Here is a 26,855-nt window from a genome sequence, read left to right as displayed (position 1 = left end):
GGCCCGCAACTATTAGCACCGCACCCGATTCCATGTCATCCCGCTACGAAAACGACCCCTTTGCCCCACCCCGCCGCAGCAAGTACCTGCGCGCCTGGCTGATGGCACTGGCGGCGCACATCCTGCTGATCGTGGCGCTCGTGTGGAACGTGCGCCCGCCCAAAGCAGTGGGTGAAGCCGCTGTGGAAGCCGAGCTGTGGTCGGAAATGCCCACGGCAGCCGCCCCGCGTGCGCCCACGCCGCCACCGGAACCCGAGCCGGAGCCCGAGCCCGTCAAGCCCCCACCCCCACCGGAGCCGGAACCCGTGGTGGTGCCGCCCAAGCCCACGCCGCAACAGCTGCAAGCCGAGCAGCAGGCCCATGAGGCCGAGCTGGCGCTGGAGAAGAAGCGCCAGCAGGAGCTGAAGGACAAGCGCGAGCTGGAAGAACGCCAGGCCAAGGAAAAGGCCGAGAAGGCGGAAAAAGCGCGCCTGCAAAAGGAAAAAGAAAAGAAGGAGCAGGCCGAGGAAGAGCGCAAGGAACGCCTGGAAAAGGAAAAAGCAGACAAGGCCGAGAAGGAAAAGCAGAAGAAAGAGCAGGAGAAGAAGGACCGCCTGGAAAAAGAAAAGGCGGACAAGGCCGAGAAGGACAAGCTGCAGAAGGAAAAAGAGAAAAAGGACAAGGCCGAGAAAGAGAAGGCCGACAAGGAAAAGGCCGAGAAGAAGGCCGCTGACGACAAGCGCAAGAAGGAACAGGCGGCCAAGGACGCCAAGGACGCAGCCGCCGCAGAAAAGATGCGCCAGGAAAACATGGCGCGCATGGCCGGTCTGGCCGGTTCGGGCGGCAGTGGCTCGGCCGAGCGCAGCAGCGGTCCCAACGCCGGCAAGGGCGGTGGCAATGGTTCCGGTGCGGGCACCGGTGCCGGCGGCGGCCATGGCCCGTCGGCTGGCTATGGCGCCAAGGTGGCGGCCAAGGTCAAGCCCAACATCGTCTATCCGGACGCCATCAGCGGCAACCCGCGTGCCGAAGTCGAGGTGCGCACCGCGCCCGGCGGCGACATCATCAGCGCCCGCCTGATCAAGTCCAGCGGCAACAAGGCCTGGGACGATGCCGTGGTGCGCGCCGTGCAAAAGACCGATTCCCTACCCAAGGACGTGGATGGCAAGGTGCCGCCCACCCTGGTGATCGGCTTCCGTCCGCAAGACTGAGTCTGCACAAGCCACGCTGCGACAGCGCACGCAAAAAAAGGGTTTGAAGGTGTTTTCACCTTCAAACCCTTTTCTTTTGCAGACATGCTGCCATGCCATGCCATGCCATGCCATGCAGCGGCACAGCGGTTTCGCCGCGACTAATCGAACAGCATGTAAGCCCCCAGTGCCAGCAAACTGCCCATCAGCACCCGCTTGAAAGCCGTGGCCGACAGACGCGATCGCAGCCGCTCCCCTGCAGCCATGCCCAGCAGCGCGGGCAGCAGCATCGCGGCCGACGCCCCCAGTGCCGCGCCATCCAGCGGGCCGCTGCCGCCCGCCAGACCACTCAGCCCCAGACCCAGGGCCAGCGTGGAGACCGTAAAGCTCAGCCCCATGGCCTGCATCAGCGCCTGGCGCGGCAGCTGCAAGGCCTGTAGATAGGCCACCGCCGGCACCACAAACACACCGGTCAGCGCCGTGATGCCTCCGGTCACCAGGCCAGCCACAGCCCCCAGCCACCCTTGGTGCCTGTGCGGCAGCGTCACCGCACGTCCCCACAGGCCCCACAGCGCATACAGCGCCAGCGCTGCTCCCAGCAAGGTGCGTGCCCCGGCGGCCTGGCCCAGCGGCCCCCACCACCACACCCCGCCCAGCGTACCCACCACCACGCCCAGCTGCATGGGCCACAGCCGGCGCAACACCGGCCCCAGCGATGCCGCCGGCCGCATCTGCAGCACATTGGTCACCAGCGAAGGCAGCAGCAGCCAGGCGGCGGCCTGCCCCGTGGGCATGAACAGCGCCAGCAGCGCCATGGAGACCGTGGGCAGACCCAGACCCACCACGCCCTTGACCACCCCTGCCAGCGCGAACACCAGCACGGCCCCCAGCAGCAGCCCCGGCTGGGCCAGCAGATCGGCGTTCATGCGCTCGCCTCCTGCGCCGCCATGGCTGCCATGGCTGCCATGGCGGCCGCAGCAGCCTTCGTTTCAAACTGAACCTTTTGCATCACAACATGTCCTAACCAAACACTTTTCCTGCGCCATTCTTCTGCGCCTACACTGACACCACAATGCGGAAGTGCTGCAGCCAGACTCAGGCCCACCCTGAGCCTTGTTCCGCCCCTCTTTGTCCATGCCCACCTTGCCCTCCATGCGCTTTGACCTCACCGACCTGCAACTGTTTGTCCACATCCTGGACAGCGGCACGCTCACGGCGGCAGCGGGCCTGTCGCACATGACGCTGGCCTCGGCCAGCGAGCGCGTGCGCGGCATGGAAGCCCAGCTGGGTGCGCCCCTGCTCGAGCGCGGTGCGCGCGGCGTGCGTCCCACGGCCGCCGGCCATACGCTGGGCCAGCACGCACGCCAGGTGCTGCAGCAAATGGAGCATCTGCGCGGTGATCTGGCGGACTTCGGCAACGGCCTGGCCGGTCAGGCGCGGGTGCGCGGCAACACCTCGGCCGTAGCCGAACACCTGCCACAGGCCGTGGCCGGCTTTCTGCAGGCCCAGCCGCGCGTGGCGCTGGAACTACAGGAGTGCCGCAGCGAAGCCGTGCTGGACGGCCTGCGCCAGGGCCTGTGCGACATTGGCATTGCCAGCGATGCGGTGGACACCGGCGACATCCAGGCCGAGCCCTGGCGCCCCGATCCGCTGGTGGCCGTGCTGCCGGTGGAACACCCGCTGGCACGCCGCATGTCGCTGCGACTTGCCGAGCTGCTGGCACAGGACTGGATTGGCCTGCCCCGTGGCTCTGCCCTGCAGGCCCTGGTGCAGCGCCACGCCACGCAACTGGGCCAGCCGCTGCGCTGGCGCGTGCAGCTGCAGCAGTTCGACAGCATCTGCCAGCTGGTCGGCCAGGGCGCCGGTGTGGCCGTGCTGCCGGCTTCGGCCGCACGCCGCCATGCGGGCCGCAACGGCGCGCGGGCGATTGCCCTGCAGGACCCCTGGGCCCAGCGTCAGCTGCTGCTGTGCACCCGGCCCGGCGTGCAGCTGCCGGCACATGCCCAGCTGCTGCTGGAACATCTGCAGCAGCACAGCATCCGCTGAGCCCGCTGCCACATACCCCACCAGCCCCACCTGGCGCAAGCGGCGGCAACCGGGGACACGTGCCTTTTGCTGCACAGCAGCATTACGCGCTGCGCATGGCCTGCACATGGCCTGCGGACGCGCCCATGCAGCCTGCCCAATCCGGTGGCAACAGCTGTGCCAGACGGAGAAGTAACAGCCCCTGAAACCCCTGCGGGCACCCTGCCCGCCCTGACACACGGGAGGGCGGTTTGCAGGACAATACGCCCCATCATGACCCTCAAAGCCCCCGAACTCCTGTTGCCCGCCGGCTCGCTCGACAAAATGCGCGCCGCCTATGACTTTGGCGCCGATGCCGTGTACGCCGGCCAGCCGCGCTACAGTCTGCGCGCCCGCAACAACGAGTTCCGCATGGAACAGATCGCCCAGGGCATCCAGGAAGCGCACGCACGCGGCAAGAAGTTCTTCCTGACCAGCAACGTGATTGCGCACAACGACAAGATCCGCACCTACCTGCGTGACATCGAGCCCATCATCGCCATGAAGCCCGACGCGCTGATCATGGCCGACCCGGGCCTGATCATGATGGTCAAGGAAAAGTGGCCCGAGGCGGTGATCCACCTGTCCGTGCAGGCCAACACCACCAACTACGCCACCGTCAAGTTCTGGCAGAAGATGGGCGTGGAGCGCATCATCCTCTCGCGCGAGCTGTCCCTGGACGAGATCGAAAAGATCCGCCAGGAATGCCCGGACATGGAGATCGAAGTCTTTGTGCACGGCGCGCTGTGCATTGCCTACTCGGGCCGTTGCCTGCTGAGCGGCTACTTCAACCGCCGCGACCCCAACCAGGGCACCTGCACCAACGCCTGCCGCTGGGACTACAAGACGCACGACGCACAGGTCGATCCCAACACCGGTGAAGCCCTGGCCCAGGCCATGGACAAGGGCTTCAACTTCGAAGACGCCAAGAACGACGCCGACAACCAGTTCACCAGCACCTGCGGGGACGGCAACCGCCACCCCAAGGCCGATGCCATCTACCTGCTGGAAGAAAAAGGCCGTCCCGGCGAGATGATGCCCATCATGGAAGATGAGCACGGCACCTACATCATGAACTCCAAGGACCTGCGCGCCGTGGAGCATGTGGAGCGCCTGACCAAGATCGGCGTCGATTCGCTGAAGATCGAAGGCCGCACCAAGAGCCTGTACTACGTGGCCCGCACCGCGCAGACCTACCGCCGCGCCATCGACGACGCCGTGGCCGGCCGCCCCTTCAACCCGCACCTGATCACCGAGCTGGAAAGCCTGGCCAACCGCGGCTACACCGGCGGCCTGCTGGAGCGCCGCCCCGCCAACGACTACCAGAACTACGAAACCGGCACCTCGGTGCTGCAGCGCAGCCACTTTGTGGGCCAGGTGCGCGATTACGTGAATGGCATGGTCGAGATTGAAACCATGAACCGTTTTGCCGTGGGCGATACCATTGAGGTCGTGCACCCCACAGGCAACCGCCGCGTCCAGCTGACCCAGATGTTCAATCTGGAAGGCGAGCCGGTCCAGGTGGCCCAGGGCAACCCCATCCGCGTGCGCGTGCCGATGGAAGGCCCGTGGGAAGGTGCACTGATTGCCCGCTTGCTGCACCCCGAGCAAGCCTAAGACCACGGCTTCCTGTGCCCAGGCACGGAACACTTCGGCACGATTAAGTACTGAAGTCCGCGCCCCATGCGCGCAGGCAGCCCCTGATTCTGCAAGGCCCCTCGGGGCCTTTGCCTCTTTTTGCCTCTGATTGCCTGAAGACAAGGAACGACAAGTGAATCCAGAAGAAATCCAGGTTCTGCCCGAACTCAAGGCCTATATCGACCCCCTGACCCCCGACGAGCACGAGTCGCTGGAGCGCAGCATCCTCGACGAAGGTTGCCGCGACGCCCTGGTGCTGTGGGGCAATATCCTGGTGGACGGCCACAACCGCTTTGGCATCTGCCAAAAGCACGGCCTGCCGTTCAAGACCATCCAGAACGAACGTTTCCAGAACATGGAAGACATCCACCTGTGGATGATCGACCAGCACCTGGGCCGCCGCAGCGTGTCCGACTTCCAGCGCGGCGTGCTGGCCCTGCGCAAGCGCGAAATCATTGCCGAACGCCGCGCCGCGGCCGCTGCTGCCGTGAACGCCGCCAAGGCCCAGGCCGGTGAAGCCACTGCGGAAGCCCCCTGGGAAGGCGACACCGACCCGGTGGTCGCCCGGACCCTGGCCGCTATGCCCAAGGTGCCCGACCAGGCCCTGGACACCCGCGAAGCCCTGGCCCGCGCCGCCCGCCTGTCGGCCGGCCAGGTCAAGATGATCGAAACCATCCAGGAAAAGGCCGCGCCCGAAGTGGTCGCCGCCGTGCGCGCCGGCGAGCTGACGCTGAACGCTGCCGCCGTGGTCGCCACCCTGCCGATGGAAGAGCAGCAGGCCGTGGCCGCCGAAGGCGCCGACGGCCTGAAACAGGCTGCCAAGCGCGTGCGTGACGCCAAGAAAAAGCCCAAGGCCGAAAAACCGGAAGCCGAGGAAGGCGCCGAAGCCGCTCCGCAGGCATCGGCCGAAGAGTTGCAGGCCCGCGTGGCCGAGCTGGAAGCCGAGAACGAGCGTCTGAAGCTGCAGGTCAAGACCTTGCAGGAACTGCTGGCCGAACAGGTCTAAGGTCTAAAGCCCCCGCGGTGCGCCGCATGCCGCCATGGTCAGCGGCATGCGGGGTCCATAGGCCATGACGGGCCATGGCCCTACGGCAGGACCGCCACGGCACACCGTGGCCCTGCCACCCCGCGCTAAAACCCTGCTTCCCGCCAGAACACGCTGGCCGCCGTGCGCACAAACTGCGCCCCTGGCGCTTCCCAGGCCCCCCGGATGCTGACCCGGCCACGCCAGCGGTGCTGGGCCGCCCAGGTGGGCAAGGCCTCCGTGTTCACCACATCCAGCACCACCCGGTACACCGGCTGCTCGGGGTACAGCACCCCCTGCTGGTTGCGCACCGGCACATTGCCACCCGCCTGCGCGGACAGCGCCCCTTCGTTCAGGCTGCGGCTGGCATCCTGGTCAATGCTGCGCACGCGCACCGGCAGTGCGGCGCCCCCCGCCCCTTCGGTGATGAACAGGCCGCTGTCGCCCGGCCGTATGCGGTGCAGTTCCTGCTCCGCCACATAGCTCACCACCTCCAGCTTCTGCAGGTCCACCACCCGGCCCAGCAGCTCCCTGCGGGCCACCCATTCGCCGGCCTGCAGGTCCGGGTCCACATCGCGCAGCACGCCGCTGCCGCCTGCCTGCAACTGGTAGCGCGCGGCATCGGTGTCCAGCGCCGCCTGCTGTGCCAGGGCCTCGGCCTGGCGGTCCTGCCACACCTGCCAGTCGCGGCGCAGTTCTCCGTCCATGCCGGCGGCTGCCGACTGCTGCACCACCTGCCGCAAACGCGCCTGGTTCTGCTGGGCGGCCGCCTGCAAGGCGGGTGAAGTCAACGCAAACACGGCGGTATCGGCCGCCACCGCACTGCCTTCGGCCAAGGGGGCTTGCGCCAGTTGTGCGGCCTCAGGCGCATGCAGCTGCCATTGCGCACCGGACTGCAGCATGCCGCTGCCGAGCACCGGCACCGGCCAGGGCACCACCAGCAAGGCCAGCAACCCCACCGCCAGCGCCGCACTCCAACGCGCACGGCGGCTGTGCGCAATCTGCGCCTTGCGCTCCCGCCAGGCTTTCACTTCCGACCACACCGGTTTGGCAACGAACCACACAATTTCCACCGCAAACAACAAAATCCCGACCGCCTTGATGAAGAAGTGGTACACCAGGGCCGCGATCCCCAGAAACAGCACTAAGCGGTAAATCCAGGTGCCCCACGCAAAGGCAATCAGCATGCGCTGGCGCGTGGGGGCAAAGCGCTCGGGCGGGGCCTCGCCCAGCGCAAACAGCCGCTCGCGTAGATCCCAGCGGGCCAGGGCAAAGGCACGGCTGTGCAGATTGGGCATCTGCAGATAGTCCGACAGCAGAAAATAGCCATCAAAGCGCATGAAGGGGCTGGCATTGATCAGCACCGTGCTCACCCAGGTGGTCGTGGCCAGCAAGAACGCCATGGCCTTGGGCCAGCCATCGGGCAGCCACAGCCAGGCCAGCAAGGCCCACACGGCAATCACCAGCTCGGTGGTGATGCCCGCTGCCGCCACCTTCAGCCGCTGGTCACGGCGCGTCAGCTTCCAGACCTCGTTGGTATCGGTATAGGCCACGGGCCACAGCACCAGAAACGCCACCCCCATGGTGGGCACCCGGCAGCCGTAGCGCTTGGCGGTAATGCCATGGCCCAGCTCGTGCAGGCATTTCACGCCCAGCAAGGTGACGCCATAGGCCAGCAGACCCTGCAGGCTCCACATGTCCACCAGGGTGGCGTGAAACACTTCCCAGGAACGCACCACGCCCCACAGCCCCCACAGGAAGGCGGCCAGCGTCAGCCACCAGAAGCCGGGCCGAAACAGAAAATCCAGCCGGGGCGCCCAGCGCCCCAGCCAGCGGTCCGGGCGCAGCAGCGGCACCCGGAAGAACAGGTAGTTATGCAGCAGCCATTGGGACCAGCCACCACGCCGGCTGTGCCACTTTTCGGCCAGCGCAGGCGCACCATGGGGAGGCGGCTGCAGCAGCTCGTTGCCCAGCAGAAACTGCTGCAGCACCTGCACGTCCGCCGCAGTCACCTGCAAAGTGGTGTGCGCCGCAATATCGCGTGCCATGGCCTGGGCGTCGGCCATGTCCCAGCGGCGCAGCACTTCAAAGCTGGCCCAGTCCAGCTGAAAGAACAGATTGCGCACCGGGTCGTGCAAGGTCCAGCTGGGCTGGCCGTCGGGCAAGGCCGGACCGGGCAGCAGGTCCAGTTCCTCCCGCAAGGGCTGCCAGGGGGCAGGTGCTCCGATCACAGCGCCACCCACTGGCGGATGCTGGCCCAGGGCTTGCGCACCATCCAATAGGCCAGGCTGACCCGTTCCCCTTGCAGCTTGGCCGTGCCTTTGAGGCCGATGCGTTGTGTGCCCGGCTGCACCAGCTGTGCACGCACACGGTAGGCATACTGGCCGTCCGGGCGGGCCACGGCGTCATAGGCCACATAGCGCACCTGGGCCTGCACGGCCGCCAAGGGGTCGGCCGCCAGGTACAGCTGCACCGGGGCACCGGGCTGCAGCGCAATGGCGTCGCCAATCGGCAACCAGGCTTCCACCTCCACCGCATCGGGCTGGGCAATGCGCATCACGCGCTCGCCGGTCTGCACCGGCTTGCCTATCCATTCCGACGGGGCATCAAACAACACCATGCCATCGTGCGGCGCCAGCACCTGGGCGCGCTGGCGCTGCTCGGTCAGAAACGCCTGCTCGGCGCGACGTTCGCCAATCTTGCCGGCCAGCGCTGCCAGCTGGGATTTGGAGCGCACATCGCCCAGCGCCAGCTGCGCAAACTGACGGTACTCCGCCTCGGCCGTCTGCAGGGCCTGCTCCGACACTTCCAGCCGGCTGGCAAGCTGTGCCTCGTCCAGGTTGAACAGCAACTGGCCCTGCTTCACCATTTCATTGGGCTGCACATGGATCTGCTCCACCACCCCATCCATGGGGGCACGCAGCACGGCCGGCTGCGCTGCCACCAGCTCGCCCGGTGCCAGCACGGTCAGGTGCACCGGCCAGACTGCCAATACCGCCACAGCCGCCACGGCCCACACCGCAGGCCGTTTCCACCAGGCCGCTTGTGCCTGCTGCTGGCGCAGGTGCGCCCACCACTGCCGCGGCGATGCCATGCGCCGGCGCTGCAAGGCCCGCCACGCATGGCCCCACATACTGCACCATTCGCCCAAAACCGGCAGCCGGTCTGCGGGAAACGGCTCCGCGCCCGCCAGCAGCAGGCCGGCAGATGCCGCCTCACCCTGCGTAGAGCCCGGGGTGCCCGGGGTGGCTTGCGACATCGGCAACCACACGGCATGGGCGGGCCACCACTGCGACCACTGCGCCGCCAGCTCGGGTGGTACATCGGCCGCGGTGAAAGCGCCAAGCCGTGGCTGGTGCTGCGCCATGTGCCGGCAAACTTGCACCACCCACTGGGCATAGGGCGCATTTGCATCCGGCTGCACCACCCCGGACAGGGTTTGCACCCCACCCTCCTGCGTCCACCATACGGCCTGGCGGTAGGGCAGCAGCAGGCGGGTGTCATTTACCAGCAGAAACTCCAGTTCCTGCACCGTCTGTGCCTGCCGGGCCCGGTGGCCCAATTCCAGCAGCAGCACGGCGGGGTGCACGCTGCCTGACGTCATCGGGGCATTCACTGCGACATCCTCACTCTGTCCTCGTAGCCTGCTCTTGGCCGGTTCGGCCTGTGCGCTGGCAGTTGTTGTTTCACCATCGCATTGTCCACACCACACGGTGATGCAGGCGCGACCAGCCTCTGCATGCGAGACCTGTCCGCGCCCTCACCCAACGGCAACGGCCCCACAGGGTGCACGTTGCCGGCCGTCATCGCGTAACGCACCGCACCATCCCTACACTGCATCCAGCAGGCCTCTTCACAGATGCAGACGCTGGGCCGCCAGCTGGCCGGCACGCAGCTGGGCATGGCGCTGCAACTGCTCGGCCATGCCCGAGCGCGCCGCAGGGCCGACATCGCCCGCCTTGAGCTTGATGACCGTGCTCACCGCATGGCCCTGGCTGTCCCGGGCCGTCAGGCGCAGCGTCAGCTCCCCCTGGAACCCGGGAGGCATGGTCCCGCTGACCTGGCCCGTGCGCGCATCAAACTTCAGCCAGGCTGGCAGCGGACGACCATCGGCCTGCGTCATCGCAAACTGCACGTTCGCCAGCGGATCGCTGTGACCGAACATCGTGGGCGGCACTTTCCAGTCCACCTGCCGGCCCGTATCGGCCACCACCACCTCGACGGAATGGAGCAGCACCAGGCGATCGGCACCCGCCCCGGGCAACACGGTCACGCCCAGCGGTGCGGGTGCACCTGGCACCTCGTCCAGGCTGCGCGGACCCAAGCCCAGGAAGCCCAGTGAGAGCTCGCTGCGGTCCGTTGCCACATCGGCGTTGAAGAACGGGGAAGTGGCCAAGGCACCCGATGGTGCGCCGTCATTCCCCAGGAATGCGCCGTTGGCCCGGGGTGCGACAGGTTCTGTACCAAGGGACCCGAAGGGCACCGCCCCCGACGAGGGCACCGCAATCTCCCAGATCCCCGCATTGCCAAAAATGCCTGCCACGGGCCACTCCACCGTGGGCGGAACCGCCAGCGGGGCCACATCCACCGTCAGTGCGGCCACTTCGGAGCGGTTGCCCGCGGCATTGGTCTGGCGCACCTGCAGCATGTACTGACCAGGGCTGGCGATGGCCACCACATTGCCCTGACCGGCTTGCCAGGTCTGGCCCGCATCCAGGGAATACTCCCACTGTGCGCCCGCTTCCAGCGCATCCACGCGCACCGTGGCGTTGCCCTCTGCGTTGCTCTCGACCTGCAGCACCGGTTGTGCCGGCAGCACGGTGTCTATGGCATAACTGTCCGACACGCTGGTGTTGATCCCGGCATTGCCGGCGCGGTCGGTGTATCCGGCATTGTTCAAAATCACGCGCAGATTGGCCTGCACCGTGCCCGGCGCAGGGGTCAGGGTGGCCGTCCAGGTGATGCCCCCATCCGTGCTCGTCAGCGCAGTCAACTGGCCGTCGGTGACCGTGAAGTCGGCCACATCCAGACCGGTGACCGCTTCGCTGAAGCGTATGGTCAACTGCGCCGTCTCCTGCGCGTTCAAGGTGGTCTTGTCCAGGAACAATTCGGCCGTAGGCGCCACGTTGTCCACCAGCACGCCGGCCGTGTTGCCCACTCCATGCAACGTCACGTCCAGGTCATTGCCAGCCAGATCGGTGAGTTGCTCGCCACGCAGGTCCAGGCTGTTGACGGCAATGCCGTTACCGTCGTTGTCGCCTGCCTGCACCACGTACTGGAATACCAGCATGTCGCTGCCGCTGCCGGACACATAGGTGGCGTAACGGGTCACCCCGCCCACATCCAGCACCAGGCGCGGAGCCAGTGCGCCGGTCTGCAGCGCTTCGCTGGCATTGACGGTAAAGGTCAGCACGTCACCGGCCTTGTAGCTGCCATCAAGCGGCGTGGTGACGCTGACCACGGTCGGTGCCACACCGTCGACGTTGACGTGGGCGGTGCTGGCCACAGCGTTCAGGGTCACCACGGTATCGTTGCCGGCAGTGTCGCGGATGCTGCCGCCATTGAGCTGCAGCGCGCCGCCCAGGGTCACGCCGTTGCTGTCCAGCTGGCCGCTGGCGGCGGTCAGGCGGAACACCAGGGCGCTGCCGCCGGAGCCGGAAACGTACTCGGCGTACACCGTTCCGCCGGTGTCCAGGGTCACGGCGATGCGCGGCACGCCGCCGGTGGTATCGACCACCATGTTTTCGCTGAAGTTGACCGTGAAGTCCAGATTCTGGCCAACGATGTAGGTGCCATCGGACGGTGCGCTGACGCTCGCCACCACCGGCACTACGCCGTCGACCACGATATTGCTGCGCCCGCCCAGCGAGTCGGCACCACCCACCGTCGGCAGGGTCAGCACGGCCAGGTCGTTGCTGGCGTTGGCCACGACCGCACCATTGAGTTGCAGCGCTGCGGTACTCTGGAAGTTCAGGTCGGCGCTGGTATCACCGGCCTGCACGACGTACTTGAACACCAGGGTGTTGCTGCCCGAACCGCTGACATACACCGCGTTGCGGTCCACCAGGCCGGTCTCCAGCAGCAAGGTCGGCGAGCCACTGCTCAGATCGACGTTGACCACCTGGTCCCAGGTCATGCTGATCAGCACTTCGTCGCCGATCTTCACGGTGCGGTCCAGGCCTTGCGCAGCAACGCTGACCACCTTCGGGTTCACCGGGATCACATTGATCGAGATGGTGTCGGTATCGGTCTTCGCCCCGCCGGTGCCGCTGTTGCCGTTGTCGTTGGTCTCGATGGTCAGGCTGGCGGCGCCGAGGAAGGAGCTGCCGGACTTGAAGCTCAAGGTCTGCAACGCAGCATTGATATTGGCGCGGTTGCCCTCGAAGATCATGCTCGCGTCGTTAATGCCGGTGCCCAGCAGCACGGTGATGCCGCTCAGGCTGCTCAGGCTGAGGGTGCCGTTGGTTGCGGTCAGGGTCACCGTCATCAGGCCATTGCCGGAGTCCACATCGGTGATGGAGATGGCGTTGCCGTTGGCGGTGTTGAAGCCCAGGGCAATGTTCTGCGAAGCCGTCTGCGCGCCCGGCACGTTGTTGACCGGCGCGTCGTTCACCGCAGTGACGTTGAGGGTCACGGTCTTGGTGTCGGTCTTCTCGCCGCCGCTGCCGCTGAAGCCCTTGTCGTTCAGGGTCACGGTCAGGATCACGCTGGCGGTGGAATCCTGGGCGGTCTTGAAGGTCAGGCCGTTGGCGGCGATGAAGAAGTTGATATCGCTCAGGCTGCCGGACAGGGTCAGCTCGCCAGTGCCGGAACCGCCCACGGTGACGCCCATGCCGGTGGTGGCGCTCAGGGTGCCGCTCGGCACCGAGAAGGTTGCGGTCACGCTGTTGATACCCACATCGATGTCGGTGAAGCTGATGCCGGTGATCACGCTGGACACGTCTTCGGTCACGCCGATGGACACCGGCACGGAAACCACCGGTGCGTCGTTCACGGCAGCGACCTGCAGGGTCACCGTGGTGGTGGCATCGGACACGCTGGTGGTGTTGATGTTGATGGTCAGGGTCACGTCGCCGCTGGCGTTGGCCGCAGGGGTGTAGACCAGGCGGTTGGCGGCGATGAAGTTGTTGATATTGGCCAGAGTGCCGCTCAGGGTCAGGGCCGTCGCCGTGCCGCCCACGGTCACGCCCCCGGCACCGGTGGCACTCAGGGTGCCGCTGCCGACCGAGAAAGTCGCGATGCCCAGGGTGGTGTCGACATCGCTGAAGGTGATCTGGGTGACTGCCGTTGGCATGTCCTCGGTAATCGGCAGCGACGCTACGGCATTGATGGTCGGCGAATCGTTGACCGCCGTGATGGTGACGTCACGGGTCACGGCAGCGGATGCGGCACTGCTGCCATCGGTCACGGTGAACTGGACGGTGCGGGTAGTGGTGTTCGGGCTGTTCGAGGAATTGTTGTAGGTAATCGCCCGCAGCGCGGCCTCGAACTGGGCCACGGTCGCCTGGTTGCCGGCAGACGTCAGGGTCAGGGTACCAGTGCCAACGGTCCAGGTGCCGATGATATTGCCCATGGTCAGCCCGTCGTTGACGAAGCTCAGGGTGTCCTGGGCGCTGTAGTAGGTCAGCATGCGTGCGGAGGCACTGAGCGGGTTCGGGCCGTCCGCGTCAGATAGCGTCAGGCCCGAATCCACCTCGACCGGGGTGGAGGCGACATTGTTGCCTTCGCTCCAGGACGCCGTACCACTGCTCACGGTGACCACCGGAGCGTCGTTGACCGCAGTGACCACCACGCTGGCGGTGTCGGTGCCCGTGGAATAGGCCGAGGTGCCGCCGGAGATGGTGGTATCGCGCTTGGTACCTTCAAGGCCGGCGGTACCGTTGGTCTGGTCCCAGGCCTTGTAGATGAGGGTCGCGGTTTCGCCGTGGATGCCATCCGGAACATAGCGGACCTTGTTGGTCGTGTTCAGGATCAGTGCCGTAGCGTTCGAGACCGTACCGATATCGGCCCAGCTGGTGCCGGCATCGGTGCTGTACTGCCACTTGCCATAGGTGCCGGTCAGTCCGGTGATGGCGATCCCTTTCACCGCACCGGTATCGACATCGGTACTGCCTCCGATCAGCGAGCTGACCAGGTTGCCCGCGTTGTTGGTGGACGTGTCGTTCAACCCGGTCAGGGTCGGCAATACGCCGGTCATCACCGGCGCGTCGTTGAGCGAAGTCACCGGCTGGTTGGTCACCGCCGTGACGGTGGAGAACGCTGTGGTGCCGCCATTGCTGGTGGTATCGGCCGTGCTGCGGATGCCGTTGACAGAGGCGGTGCCGGTGGTCTGGTCCCAGGCACGGAAGGTCAGGGTCGCGGTCTCGCCGTTGGCGTTATCCGGGACGTAGCGGACATAGGTGGTGGCGGCAATCAACAGCGAGCTGCTACTCGAAACGGCGCCGAAGTCGGTCCAGGTGCTGTTGTCAGTGGAATACTGCCAGGTGCCGTTGCCGGTCTTGGCAATGATCGCGATACCACGCAAGGCACCGGTATCAGGATCGACCATGGTGTAGTTGGTCAGCAGGGTCGAGATCCGCGTGCCGCTGCTGGGGGTGTCCTCGTTGATGCTCGGCAGGCTGTACGGCGCGCCGGCCAGCACCGGCGCATCGTTGACCCCGACCACGGTCACGGTGCTGGAGAGGCCCAGGCTGGTCGTATCGATGCCACCGTTGGCCGAACCGCCGTTATCGCTCACGGTGCTCAGGGTCACGACCCGGTCAGTGGTTGTCGGGCTTTCGCTGTCGTTGCGGTAGGCCATGGTGTTGAGGATGGTCTGCGCCGTCGCCACCTCCAGGCCTGCGCCGCTGCTGAGGGTGACGCTGGCGGTGCCGCCGGTCACCGAGACCGTGACCACCGTGCCGTTGTTGGTGGTCAGCACGCTGGTGCCGTTGACCAGGGTCACGTCGCTGCCGTCGATCACCAGCTTCTCGGCGGCACCGTTGTACACGGTGGTGACGGTGAAGGTCATCTGGGTGATTTTCTGGCCGGACTCGATGGTGTTGATCGACGCGCTGCTGAACAGCTGCACCGCCGAGCCGTTCTCGGTGTAGGTCGGGTTGGTCGCGACGACGGTGGCCACCGGCGTGTCGTTTACCGACAGCACGTCCACGGCGACCACGGACACCGCGCTGTTGCCGCCAGCGCCGTCATCCATGCTGATCGACACGCTGCGCTGCGTGGTCGTCGGGTCGACGGTGTTGGAGTTGCGGTACGCCAGGTTCTGTACCAGGGCGGCGGCGGTGGTCGCGTTGGCGTTGCTGGTGAAGGTGACCACCAGCGGGTTGCCATTGCTGCCGCCGGTGAAGGTGCCGATCTGCAGGCCGTTGTACGTGATCGAATTACCGGAAACGCTGATCTGGTTGACGCCGTTACCCTGGTTGCGAATGAACAGCACGTCCTGGCCGTCGACGCGATTGGCGGAGACCTGTACGGTCAGCTTGCCGCCGCTGTAGTTGGACGAGTCGGCATCGCTGACCGTCGCATTGCTGCTGGAGTCGAGCAGCACGTAGGCGCTGTCTTCGACATAGCTGACGGAGTCGCCATTGAGGTTGCCGATCACCGGCGGCTGGATCGATGACGTGGTGAAGTTCAGTGCAGTGTTGTTGGCGATGCCTGTGTAGGCCTTGCCGTCGGCATTGAGGAAAGCCGTCGGGGAAATGCGGATGGCGTACTCGGTGGCCTGGTTCAGGTTGCCCGAAGGGTTGATGGTCCAAGTGGTGCCTGAGCCGCTGACTTCGATGCTGGAAGCCGCGATGGTGGTGACCTGGCCGTCGCTGACTCGGACGATCTGGATGTTGCCGGTACCCGGGGTGACGCTTTCGCTAAAGGTCAGCACGATATTGGCAGAGGGAGAGACGCTCAGGGTGTCGTCGGCCGGACTGGCGCTCACCAGCCTGGGCGCACTGCCACCCTGGTAATACACGTTGCCGGCGGTGCCTGCGATGCTGGTGTACAGGTCAATGTCGCCATCGCCGTCGAAATCGCCTGCCCGGTAGTTCTGGCTGCCCATGTTGGTCAGGGTGACACCGGCGAATGGCGAGGCACTCTGGGCCATGTCGGTGAAGGTCAGGTTGCCGTCGTTACGGGCGTATCGCCAGTCGGCAGTGGTACTGCCGTTCTGGTAAAGGATATCGGCATCGCCATCGCCGTCGAAGTCGGCGACGATCGCCCGGCTGGCGAACGTGGGCGAGATGGCGATGGTGCTCGAGGTAAAGGTGCCGTTGTTGTTGATGAACAACGTGGTGCTGGCAGCGTTGGCGAAATAGATGATGTCCTGGTCACCATCGCCGTCCAGGTCGGCGACCCGAAAGTTGTAGAGCGAGTAACTCGGGATGCTCACATTCTTGAACGGCGACAGACTGTAGGACACCTCGAGGAAGGTGCCATTGCCGTTGTTCTGCATGTAGCGCCAAGGGTCGGAAGCCGTTGCCTGGTAGAGGAAATCGGCGACACCGTCGTTGTTGAAGTCGCCGGCGATGATGCGCACGCCACTCGAGGGGCCGGGGCTGACCGAAACGCTCTCGCGGGAGAACACCCCGGCGTTGTTGCGATACAGGTAGACCGCCGGGCCGCCAGTGGTGACGGCGGCCAGGATGTCTTTGTCGCCGTCGCCATCGAAGTCGGCCACGTGGTAGTTGGTCGCGGCGGTCGGTGCGTCGATCAGAGCGATGTTCGCAAATGGCGAGGACGCCTGGTCGACGACACTGAAGGTGCCGTTGGCGTTGCCGTAGGCGAACGACCAGGCAGTACCGGTGGCACCCGGCTGGAACAGGATGTCGTCGCGGCCATCGTTGTTGAAGTCACCGACCACGATCTTGGCGATGTTGCCACTGGTCAGCGTTGGCGAACTGGCGTTGGTACCACCGCCATAGTTGCTGGCCAGCACGGATTCATAGCTGGTCAGTTGGGCCCCCAGGGCAGTGGTTTCTATCGCACCGCTGCTGCGTTCCAGGGTCCAGTTTCCGCCCAGGGCCGCAGCCCCGGTATCGTCCGCCGATGCGGCCACGTCGGCACCGGTGATGGCCGCCAATTGGTCCAGGAAGGACTGGCCCTTGTCGCCCTGGCCCACATCGCAGCCATACAGCAGCAGATCGCCATCGGCCTTCAGCGCGGCGCCAATGCTCTGCAAGGCGGTGCTGTGCTCGGCCAGGTTGCCGCTGCTGAGCCAGACATTGCCCATCTGCACCGTGCCGTCCGCGCCGTGGGACAGCAGGTGGATGGCGTCCAGCCCGCTGCGCCCCTGCAGGTAGTCGGCCATCTGCTGCAGGCCGTCCTTGCTGGCGTCCAGAATCACCACTTCGGCATTGCCGGACAGCCCTGCCAGCAATTCGCCCAGATTGGCCACCTGGCTGTCCACAAACACCACTTCCTGGCGTTGGCTGGTGGCGGGGGCCGCCTCGGCCATCAGCGCATGGCGCAGTGCGCCGGCGGTGTCTGCTGCTGCATCGGTGGCGGCAGCTCCGTCCACCACGGCATGTGCAGCGTCTGCAGCGCCTGCGCCGTCGAACATGAAGCGCTGCTCCAGCGCCAGGGGGCGCATGGCACTGCTCAGCCCTGCTGCAGCTACGTTGTTTTGCGCAGCGGCTGCGGAAGTCGCAGGTTTGGCAGCAGCTTGCGCCAGGCGGCGCCAGAAGGGGCGGTTGTGGGCGGTCATCGAATCATCCTTCCTTTTGGCCTGGGCGGCCCTTTCTCGGGCTCACGGGCGGCACTTGCAAGGGCACTGGCACGGAATACGGGGGGCTGAAGCCCGCTGCACCCCGATCACTTCGGTCACAGCAGGCCCAGCCCGGATTTCTTGGTCAAAGCACGCTGCGGGCTATCTGTCAGACATGCGCACAGGGTGCTCCTTCCACGGCGGTCTGGGGTCTTACTTCTGCACAGGCGGCGCCATCAGCACCTGCCCACTCATGCCGGCAATCAATTCAGGGAACTTGCCGTGGATGGCAGCGTTGACCTTGATGGACTGGCTCACCGGGTCCACCCGCGCGGCCAGGCGCTGCACCTTGGCGGGGTAGGTTTTGCCGGTTTCGTCAATGCGTACCTCGAAGGCCGTGCCCTGCTGCAACCAGCTCAGCCAGCGCGAAGGCACCAGGAATTCCAGCTCCAGCACGCTGTCGTCAATGATGTCCAGCAGCGGCTGCCCGGCCTGGGCGTACTGCTGCTCGCGGATCTTCTGCTCGGCAATGCGGCCGGCATACGGTGCAGTGATCTGGCACTTGCCCAGCAGGCTGCGGTTGGCCGACAGGTCGGCGCGGGCCTTGTTCCATTCGGCATGCGAGGTGTCCAGCTCGATCTTGCCCACCGAATTCAGCTCGGCCAGGCGCTGGTTGGCACGCCAGGTTTTCTCGGTCGCATCCACCCCAGCCTGGGCCTTGTTCAACTGGGCCTGTTGCAGGCTGCAGTCAAACTGCACCAGCAGCTGGCCCTGGCGAAACGCTGCTCCTTCCACCACCGGCAGGCGCTGCACCTTGGCGCCGATCTCGGCAGCCAAGGTGGTGTAGCGGCGCGGCGCCAGCTGGGCGCGGATGTCGCGCTGCTCCAGCGCGCTGCCCACGCCCGGCAGCGCAGCTGCGGGCTTTTTGGCGGCAGGGGCCGTGGCGGGCGCAGTGGGCGTAGATGGCATTGGCGCCGTCTGCGCACCCGCAGCCAGCACCACGCCCCAACAGGCCATGCCCAGTGCGCCGCTGCGCACACCTCGCAGTTGCCTCATTGCAGCTGCCCCGCTTCCCAGCGCTGCAGGGCCTGGCCGACGGCACTGGTCAGCTCGGGCAGCGGCAGCTTGTCAGAACCTTCGATCACCGGCTCCAGCCCCAGCGTGGCCTGCAGGCGCGAGCCTGCCGACTGCAGGGCCGCCAGCGCCTGGTAGCGCCGCAGCGTGGACAGGATGGACGCGGTCTGCTGCGCCACGCTGTCCTGGCGGGTCTGCTTGTCCACCTTGACCAGGTTGTCCACGTGCTGCGTCAGGCGCTGGTCCACTTCGGCAATGGCGTCGGCGCGCTCGTACTGGTGCGCGGCGTTGGCAAACTGCAGGCGGGCAATGTGCAGCTGGCTGAGCACGGCCATCTGCGTGGCCATGCGTTTCTGGTCGGCCAGGGCCACACCGGCATCGGCCAGGCGCTTTTGGGCCGGCACCGACAGCAGGCCCAGCAGGTTGAACGAGATCTGCAGGCCCGCTTCGCGCCAGCTGTCGTTGATCAGGTAGCTGTCGGTGCTGTGGTTAGCGCCGTAGTTGAAGGACAGGCCGGGGAACATGCGCAGCATCACGCGCTTGGTTTCTTCGCGGGCAATGCGGGCACCGTACTGGCTTTCACGCAGGTCGGGGTTGCGCACCAGGGCCAGCGCTTCCATGTCTTCCACCGGGCGCCGCAGCCAGGTGGAGGACGTGCCCTGCGCGGGCTCGGCCACGCGCCAGGCCGTGGCCGCCTGGCCGGGCGCCATGCCCATCAGGGCCGCCAGCTCCAGGCGGGCGGGCGAGAGTTCCTGCTCAATCACTTCCAGCAGGCGCAGGTTTTCCAGCAACTGGCGCTGGTAGCGCAGCGGCTCCACCGGCGAGCGCAGTTTTTCGGCTTCGACCTTGCGCACATCGGTCAGCGCCAGATCCGCCGCCTGGCTGGCCGTGCGCAGGGGTTCCTGCAGCGCCTGGTGGGCAGCCACGCGCCAGTAGGCGGTGCGCACTTCCTGCACCAGGTTGTGCAGGGACTTGCGACGGCGTTCTTCGGCAATCAGCGCGCGGTCGGCGTTCTGGCGGGCGGCGTAATAGCTTTGACCAAAGTCCAGCAGGCTCCAGGAAAAGCCCAGGGAGTACAGCGTGGCTTCCCGGTCGGTGGAGATATAGGGGTTGGCCAGCGAGGGGCGGCCGGTGACCGAGTCCTGGCTGCGGGTGATCAGCTCCTCGTCACGGTAGCGGTAGCCCGCCGAGGCCACCAGCTTGGGCAGCATGTCGAATTTGGAGACCTGGTAGGTCCCCTGGGCCACGGCCTCTTCCATGGCGCGCAGGCGCTGCACGGCGTTGTACTTGATGGCGCGGGCAATGGCTTCCTCCAGCGTGACGGTGGCGGGCAGCGGGGCCACATCCTGCGTCAGTTGCTGGCGGTCGGCCTGCACCTGGCTGCGCAGCTCGTCGTCGGTCAGGGGCTGGGCGTTGAAGCTGGCGCAGCCGGTGAGCACAGCGCCCGTGCCCAGAACCAGGGCGGCGCGGCGTGCCAAAGGCAGCCAGGAGAGGGAAACAGAGTGGTCTTGCATGGTGGCGGGTTGGGATGGAATCGAAACACCAAAGCAGCCACTGGCAGGAGGCGGGCACAAACTGTCCACAGCAAACCCTACACAGACCGCGTTTCCCCTAGGAAGGGGATCCCTCAGCGGCTGTCAATTTGTAAATATTTGTCATAGTAGCGACGGACGGTGTCGCAATCAATCACTAGATCTAGGTATATCAATATTTTTTATTGAATTTTTATTTCACAAAACAGCCACAAATTTCCATTTCTTCCAAAACCTCAATCACCACACCGGCGCCGCGTGCTGTCATCCAACGGACGTGCAGCCTCTCTTGTCTGTGTCATGCTGCAGTGCACTGTTGTTGATACACCCATACCCCTCCTCGCATGTCTGCCTTGTTCTCCCCCATCGCCTTCGGCCCGCTGCAACTGGCCAACCGCATCGTCATTCCTCCCATGTGCATGTATTCCGCACAGGATGGGCTGGCCAACGACTTCCATGTGATGCACTACGGCAACCTGTCCCAGTCGGGAGCCGGTCTGCTGGTGCTGGAGGCCACGGCAGTGGAAGCGCGCGGGCGCATCAGCGCCCATGACCTGGGTCTGTGGAGCGATGCGCACGCCGAAGCGCTGCGCCCGGTGGTGCAGCACCTGCGCCGTTTCAGCCCCATGCCGGTGTGCATTCAGCTGGCCCATGCCGGGCGCAAGGCCAGCTGCCGCCGCCCCTGGGAGGGTGGCGGAGCGCTGCCGGCCGACGATGCCCAGGCCTGGCCCACGGTCAGCGCCAGCGCCCTACCTTTTGCCCCCACCGATCCGCAGCCCCAGGCCGCATCGCTGCAGGACATTGCCGAGATCACCCAGGCCTTTGTGGATGCCGCGCTGCGCGCCCGGCAACTGGGTCTGGACGCCATCGAGATCCACGCCGCCCACGGCTATCTGCTGCACCAGTTCCTGTCGCCCCTGTCCAACCAACGCACCGATCAGTACGGTGGCAGCCTGGACAACCGCATGCGCCTGACGCTGGAAGTGTTCGAAGCGGTGCGCACTGCCGTGGATTCGTCCATGGCCGTGGGCGTGCGCATCAGCGCCACCGACTGGATGGAGCCCGCAGGCTGGGACCTGGCGCAAAGCCAGCACCTGGCCCAGGAACTGGCCGCGCGCGGTTGCGATTTTCTGCATGTCTCCAGTGCCGCGCTGCACCCGGACCAGAAGATTCCAGTGGGCCCCGGCTACCAGGTTCCGCTGGCCGAAGCGCTGAAGGACCGGCTGGAAGGCCGCATGCCAGTGATTGCCGTTGGTCTGATCACCGACCCGCAGCAGGCCGAAAGCATTGTGCAGACCGGTCAGGCCGACGCGGTGGGCATCGCCCGTGCCATGCTCTACCAGCCGCGCTGGCCCTGGGAGGCCGCACGCCAGCTGGGCGCCAGCGTGCATGCGGCGCCGCAGTATCTGCGCTGCCAGCCGCATGGGGCCAAAGAACTGTTCCAGGCATAGTGGCTGAGCTTGAATGGCCCATCAAAAAGGAGTCCTTCGACTCCTTTTGGTGTGCCCTGGCGGCACCGCGTCACACCACAAAGTCCTCTCCGGGCGTGAGCGGAGCCAGTCGGTAGGTGGCCGGGGTGCGGCTGAGCTTGACCGGCGCGCCAATGCCCCGATAGCCCGGCAGGTCCACCACCATCTCGCGGTGCAGCGTGTGCGGATGCTGCAAAGCCGCATCCACCGACTGCACGGGCGCTGCCGGCACGCCAATGGCCATCAAGTCCGTGGCCAGTTGCGCACCCTCGAAGGCTGCCAGCTGCTGCTCCAGCAGCGGCTTGAGCACGGCGCGGTGCACCGAGCGCTGGCCCGCCGTGGCAAAGCGCGGGTCTTCGGCCAGTTGCGGGCAGCCGATGTGGCCGCACAGCAGACCGAACTGGCGGTCATTGCCCACCGCAAAGAACACCGGGATGGAGCCTGTCTGCAGCGTGTCGTAGGGGTAGATATTGGGGTGGGCATTGCCGGTGCGCTGGGGCGGCTTGCCATCCATGAACCAGTTGGCGCCATGCGGGTGCAGCAGCGAGATGCCGCTGTCATACAGCGCCGCATCCACCAGCTGGCCCAGGCCGCTGCGCTGGCGTTCCTGCAGCGCCAGCAGCACGCCGATGACCGCATTCATGCCGGTGACCATGTCCACCACGGGCAGCCCCACACGCAGCGGCTCTCCGCCCTGCTCGCCGTTGACGCTCATGATGCCGCTCATGGCCTGGATGGCCGCGTCATAGCCCGGCCAGGCGCCCAGCGGGCCATCGACCCCAAAGCCGCTGACCCGGCACCAGATCAAGCCCGGAAAGCGCGCTTGCACTTGTTCCCAGCCAATGCCCCATTTCTCCATGGTGCCGATCTTGAAGTTCTCCACCACCACATCGGCCTGGGCCATCAGCTCCAGCACGCGGGCCTGGCCGGCGGGCTGGCTCAGGTCCAGGCACTGGGTGCGTTTGTTGCGGTTCAGCCCCCGGTAGTACGAGGCCACACCGTCCTGGAACGGCGGGCCCCAGGCACGGGTGTCGTCGCCCTGGGGCGGCTCCACCTTCAGCACATCGGCGCCGTGGTCTCCCAGGATCTGGCCACACAGCGGCCCACCCAGGATGCGGGAGAGGTCGAGCACGCGCAGGCCTTGCAGGGCGCCAGCCCCCATGCCCGTTGCAGTGGTTGCGTTCATAGCGTCTTTCACAGGTCGTCGGGGGTACGCATCAGTCCAGCTTGGCACCCGAGGCATCGACCACGGTTTTCCACTTGCCGACCTCTTCGGTGATGAAGCGGCCCAGCGCCTGGGGGCTGTGGTCGGGTGCCGGCTCCAGTCCTTGTGCGGCAAACACCGAGCGCACCTTGTCGCTGGCCAGTGCCTTGCGGAAGGCCTGGTTCAGTGTGGCAATGCGATCGGCCGGGGTACCCTTGGGCGCCACCACGCCAAAGAACACGCTCACGTCGTAACCGGGCAGACCTTGCTCGGCAATCGTGGGAATCTGCGGCATGGCCTGCGAGCGCTTGTCCGTGGTCACGCCAATGGCCTTGAGCTTGCCGCTCTGGATGTAGGGCATGGCTGTGAGGATGTCGGTGAACGTCATGTCCACCTGCCCGGCCAGCAGGTCGTTGAGCGCGGGGCCTGTGCCCTTGTAAGGCACATGCTGCAACTGGGTACCCGCCTTCTGGTTGAACAACACGCCGGCCAGGTGCGAGGACGCGCCATTGCCCGACGAAGCGTAGTTCAGGCTGGCCGGCTTGGCCTTGTCCTGCGCAATCAGCTGCTGCACGGTGCTGGCCTGGAGCTTGGGGTGCACCACCAGGATGTTGGGCAGGTGGCCCACGCGGATGATGGGGGCAAAGCTGGTGGCCGGGTCGTAGCTGATCTTGGTGTAGAGGCTTTGGTTGATGGCCAGCGGGCCTGAGGTGCCGAACATGATGGTGTAGCCATCGGGCTTGGCGCGGGCCACCATGTCCGCACCAATGTTGCCGCCTGCACCGGACTTGTTCTCCACGATCACGCTCTGGCCCAGGGCCTCGGTCAGCGCCACGGCCAGCGTGCGTGCCATGGCATCGGTGGGGCCGCCCGGCGGGAACGGCACCACAAAGTTCACGGGCTTGGAAGGGAAGGTCTCGGCCTGCGCGGCCAGCGGTGCGGCCGCCAGCAAGGTGGCGGCCGTCAGCCCGCACAGCATGCGCACGGGGCGCTGCCAGGGAATGGTGTTCATAGTGGTGTCTCCTGTCATGACCGCCGCAGCCCGGTGTGGGTTGGGCAGCCTTTTGCTATTAAATTGAAAGCGCATCATGCGGCTGCAAAGCGCCTGCAAAGCGCTTGTACGGCTTGTGTGGCTGTTGTTTCGCTGGCGGGCGCCGTGTCTTACAGCAGGCCCTGGTCCCGCAGCCAGGCCACCCGCTGCTTTTCGCGGGCAAAGGCCTCCTGTGCATAGCGCTGGTACTGCGCGGGGTCCTTGTAGTTGGGCTGCTGATTGAGCAGCTCCATGGCCTTCATGCCCGCCGGCGACAGCAAGGCCTTGTGGAACACCGCTGTCAGTTGGGCCACGCGCGCTGCGTCCATGCCTTTGGGGCCAGCCACGCCGTAAGGGGAGTCGATGAAGTGGTCCAGCCCCGACTCCTTGAGCGTGGGCAGCGTGGGAAAGCGCGGCACACGCTGCGCCGTCAGCATCACCAGATAGCGCATCTTGTGGGCATCGATGTGCGGCACGGCCACCCCTGACAGCGGCGCCGCGTCGATGTGGCCACCCAGAATGGCGGTGGCCACATCGGCATCGCCCTTGTAGGTCACCACATTGGCCTTCACGCCCGCCGCTGCCAGCGCCTCTTCCATCACGATGCGCGGGGTGCCCATGGCGCCGGTGGCGCCAATGTTGAGGGCGCCGGGGCGCTTCCTGGCATCAGCCACCAGATCGGCCCAGGTCTTCCACGGGGCATCCTGGCGCACAGCCAGACCAAAGCTGTAGTCCGACAGCAGCGCGATGTAGCTGAAGCTGGTGGTGGGATCGAACGGCACTTTGTTGATGTAAGGCTCGCGGTAGACCGATGCCGGCAGTACGCCCAGCGTGTAGCCATCGGCGGCCGCGCGGGTCAGCGCAGCGGCGGCGGTCACACCGTTGGCGCCGGGGCGGCTGTCCAGCACGATGGGCTGGCCCAGGATCTTGCCGGCCTCTTCGGCCACCACCCGCAGGTGCTGGTCGGTGGGGCCGCCCGGGGCATAGGGCAGGATCAGCGTGATCGGTTTGTTCGGAAAACCCGTGCCGCTGGACTGTGCCCAGCTGGCGGCCCAAGGGGCGGCAGCCAGCAGGCCCAGCCCCTGTACAAAGTGGCGCTTGTTCATGGTGTTGTCTCCAGGAGGATGGCCCCTGCCCCTGTGTCGGGGCTTGCGGGGAAAATGTCCGGAGCAGCCGGCATGGCCGCTGCCCGGCAGCCGGTGCGGCTTACTGCACCCAGTCGGCGGGGATGCCGCCGTCTTGCAGTGGATCGCGCGGCAGCGCACGGTGCAGCAGCACCAGCTGGGCCCAGCGCATGCGCTCGCTGCTGTGCGTGCGCGAGGCTTCCCAGGCCATGGCGATGGCCGTGAAGCAGTGGTACAGGCCCGAGGCGGCCTGGCGCGCCAGGCGCTCACCGGCGGCATCGGCATCCACGGCCGATTGAGCAAAGGCCGCAGCCCGCTCCAGCGCACTGCGCAATGCCGTGAGAAAGGCCGGGGCAGCCTGGGTCTGCGCCAGCAGCTGTGCCGCATGGGCCTGCAGCACCGGGAGCGAGCCTTCGCGGCGGATGGCGCGCAGCACATCCAGCGCGACGATGTTGCTGGTGCCTTCCCAGATGCTGCCCAGGTGGGCGTCGCGAACCAGGCGCGGGTCGCTCCACTCTTCGATGTAGCCGCAGCCGCCGCGCACTTCCATGGCGTCCCCGGTGACCTTGCGGGCATCGCGGCAGGCGCGGAACTTGATCAGCGGCGTCAGGATGCGCAGCAGCGCGTAGCCACCTTCTTCCCCGGCGTCCGAGCGCTGTAGCGCCTGGGCGGTTTGCAGCACCATGGTGCGGGCCTGTTCGGAATAGATGCGCAGCTTGTCGAGCTGGCGCTGCATCAGCGGCATGTCCTGCAAGGCCTTGCCAAAGGCGTGGCGCTCGCTGGCAATGAACTCTGCCTCGGCCACGGCGCGGCGCATCATGCCGGCTGCGCGCACCCCGTTGGACAGGCGCGAGTTGTTGACCATATCGGCCATCTGCACAAAGCCCCGGCCTTGCTCGCCCACCAGATAGGCCACGGCACCTTCCATGTGGATCTCGCCGCTGGCCATGGAGCGCGTGCCCAGCTTTTCCTTCAGGCGGATGATGCGGTAGTGGTTGGTGCTGCCATCGTCCAGCTGGCGCGGCAGCAGGAACAGCGAGATGCCCTTCATGCCGGCCGGCGCGCCATCGACCCGTGCCAGCACCATGGCAAACGCCGCATCGGGGTTGGAGCAGAACCACTTGTCGCCCACCAGGCGCCAGCTGCCATCGGCCTGCGGATAGGCCACGGTCTGGGTGTTGGCGATGTCGGAGCCGGCAGCCTGCTCTGTCATGAACATGGCGCCCTGGGCCATGTCATCAAAGTCGGTGGCGGTGAGCTGGCTCCAGTATTTCTCGACCAGCTCCGGCGCACCGAACTTGCGCAGCGTGCGCGCCAGCGAATCGGTCATGGACAGCGGGCAGCACAGGCCAAACTCGGCCTGCACAAACAGATAGGTCAGCGCGTACTTGGCCAGCGGGGGCAGCTTGCCTTCCCAGCCCAGCACACCGGTGCGGTGCGACATGGTGGCCAGCGCGAATTCGCCATAGGCCACGCGCTCCATCTCCACATAGGCCGGGTGCTTGACGATGCGCTGCGCATCCTGACCGGTGCGGGTGCGGTGTTCCAGCGTGGGCGGGTTCTTGTCGGCAGTCAGCGCCAGCTCGTCCAGACGGCCGCCAGCCAAATGGCCCATGCGGGTCAGATAGGGCTGCAGGTGGGCGTACACATCGGCCGGCAGGTACTGCTGCAGCAACGGGGCCCATTGCGTGTCGGTGGTGTAGAGGTTGCTGCCCGCACGGTCGGGTACGGGATGGGCGGAATCGGTGGGACGGGAGACTTCCAATGGGGCACGCATGTTCATGCTCTCTCCTTCAACAAGGCGGGCGAGGTGGATCTGACTTGGGTCAAATTCT

At 66.2% G+C, this 26,855-nt stretch carries 15 protein-coding genes; 5 read left to right on the top strand and 10 right to left on the bottom strand.

Translation table 11 applies throughout. The features are described from left to right. The first annotated feature begins 32 nt into the window (after positions 1-32). Positions 33-1,187, top strand: coding sequence for a cell envelope integrity protein TolA (gene tolA / locus QM470_RS12855; RefSeq protein WP_272970307.1), 1,155 nt, complete (start codon positions 33-35; stop codon positions 1,185-1,187). Between the two features lie 140 nt (positions 1,188-1,327). Here the strand turns inward: tolA and QM470_RS12850 are convergent, their stop codons facing one another. After that, complete coding sequence (locus QM470_RS12850) at positions 1,328-2,092, bottom strand: TSUP family transporter (RefSeq protein ID WP_283339536.1); 765 nt, start codon at positions 2,090-2,092, stop codon at positions 1,328-1,330. A 226-nt stretch (positions 2,093-2,318) separates the two neighbouring features. On the opposite strand from QM470_RS12850, the gene QM470_RS12845 reads away from it, so the two are divergent. The 3 genes from QM470_RS12845 (at position 2,319) to QM470_RS12835 (ending at position 5,874) form a co-directional block, all read left to right on the top strand. Then, positions 2,319-3,212, top strand: a complete 894-nt coding sequence (locus tag QM470_RS12845; RefSeq protein ID WP_283339579.1) for a LysR family transcriptional regulator — start codon at positions 2,319-2,321, stop codon at positions 3,210-3,212. 252 nt (positions 3,213-3,464) lie between these two features. Continuing rightward, positions 3,465-4,847: a prephenate-dependent tRNA uridine(34) hydroxylase TrhP gene (gene trhP / locus QM470_RS12840; RefSeq protein ID WP_280011818.1), complete on the top strand. Its 1,383-nt coding sequence runs from the start codon at positions 3,465-3,467 to the stop codon at positions 4,845-4,847. A gap of 154 nt (positions 4,848-5,001) precedes the next feature. Next, positions 5,002-5,874 carry a plasmid replication/partition related protein gene (locus QM470_RS12835; protein WP_283339535.1) on the top strand — a complete coding sequence of 291 codons (873 nt, stop codon included), beginning with the start codon at positions 5,002-5,004 and terminating at the stop codon, positions 5,872-5,874. Between the two features lie 125 nt (positions 5,875-5,999). On the opposite strand, the gene QM470_RS12830 is transcribed toward QM470_RS12835, so the two are convergent. The 5 genes from QM470_RS12830 to QM470_RS12810 form a co-directional block, all read right to left on the bottom strand. After that, complete coding sequence (locus QM470_RS12830; protein ID WP_283339533.1) at positions 6,000-8,123, bottom strand: site-2 protease family protein; 2,124 nt, start codon at positions 8,121-8,123, stop codon at positions 6,000-6,002. Next, complete coding sequence (locus QM470_RS12825) at positions 8,120-9,496, bottom strand: efflux RND transporter periplasmic adaptor subunit (protein WP_283339531.1); 1,377 nt, start codon at positions 9,494-9,496, stop codon at positions 8,120-8,122. Before QM470_RS12825 ends, QM470_RS12830 begins: the two co-directional genes overlap by 4 nt. Positions 9,497-9,745: 249 nt before the next feature. Then, a complete protein-coding gene (locus QM470_RS12820; RefSeq protein WP_283339530.1) occupies positions 9,746-17,587 on the bottom strand; it encodes a DUF4347 domain-containing protein in 7,842 nt (2,613 codons plus the stop codon). A gap of 213 nt (positions 17,588-17,800) precedes the next feature. Beyond that, a complete protein-coding gene (locus QM470_RS12815) occupies positions 17,801-18,643 on the bottom strand; it encodes an efflux RND transporter periplasmic adaptor subunit (RefSeq protein ID WP_283339529.1) in 843 nt (280 codons plus the stop codon). Further along, on the bottom strand, positions 18,640-20,175 hold the full coding sequence (locus tag QM470_RS12810) for a TolC family protein (RefSeq protein ID WP_283339528.1): 1,536 nt from the start codon (positions 20,173-20,175) through the stop codon (positions 18,640-18,642). The genes QM470_RS12815 and QM470_RS12810 overlap by 4 nt, the downstream gene beginning before the upstream one ends. Before the next feature lie 362 nt (positions 20,176-20,537). Between QM470_RS12810 and QM470_RS12805 the strand changes: the two genes are divergently transcribed. Further along, the gene (locus QM470_RS12805) at positions 20,538-21,644 is read left to right on the top strand and encodes an NADH:flavin oxidoreductase/NADH oxidase (RefSeq protein ID WP_283339527.1); all 1,107 of its coding nucleotides are present in this window, start codon (positions 20,538-20,540) and stop codon (positions 21,642-21,644) included. Between the two features lie 70 nt (positions 21,645-21,714). On the opposite strand, the gene QM470_RS12800 is transcribed toward QM470_RS12805, so the two are convergent. The 4 genes from QM470_RS12800 to QM470_RS12785 form a co-directional block, all read right to left on the bottom strand. Beyond that, entirely contained in the window at positions 21,715-22,848 is a 1,134-nt protein-coding gene (locus QM470_RS12800) for a CaiB/BaiF CoA transferase family protein (RefSeq protein ID WP_283339526.1), read from the bottom strand. A gap of 31 nt (positions 22,849-22,879) precedes the next feature. Then, positions 22,880-23,845 carry a Bug family tripartite tricarboxylate transporter substrate binding protein gene (locus QM470_RS12795; RefSeq protein ID WP_283339578.1) on the bottom strand — a complete coding sequence of 322 codons (966 nt, stop codon included), beginning with the start codon at positions 23,843-23,845 and terminating at the stop codon, positions 22,880-22,882. Positions 23,846-24,027: 182 nt separating this feature from the next. After that, entirely contained in the window at positions 24,028-25,002 is a 975-nt protein-coding gene (locus QM470_RS12790) for a tripartite tricarboxylate transporter substrate binding protein (RefSeq protein WP_283339525.1), read from the bottom strand. Positions 25,003-25,102: 100 nt separating this feature from the next. Then, positions 25,103-26,803: an acyl-CoA dehydrogenase family protein gene (locus QM470_RS12785; RefSeq protein WP_283339524.1), complete on the bottom strand. Its 1,701-nt coding sequence runs from the start codon at positions 26,801-26,803 to the stop codon at positions 25,103-25,105. Positions 26,804-26,855 lie beyond the last annotated feature (52 nt).

This window comes from Comamonas sp. 17RB (genome assembly GCF_030056555.1).
In the GTDB taxonomy this organism is placed as follows: domain Bacteria; phylum Pseudomonadota; class Gammaproteobacteria; order Burkholderiales; family Burkholderiaceae_C; genus Comamonas; species Comamonas terrigena.
Note: the sequence above shows the minus strand (reverse complement) of the source record. Positions and strands in the feature narration are given on the sequence as shown.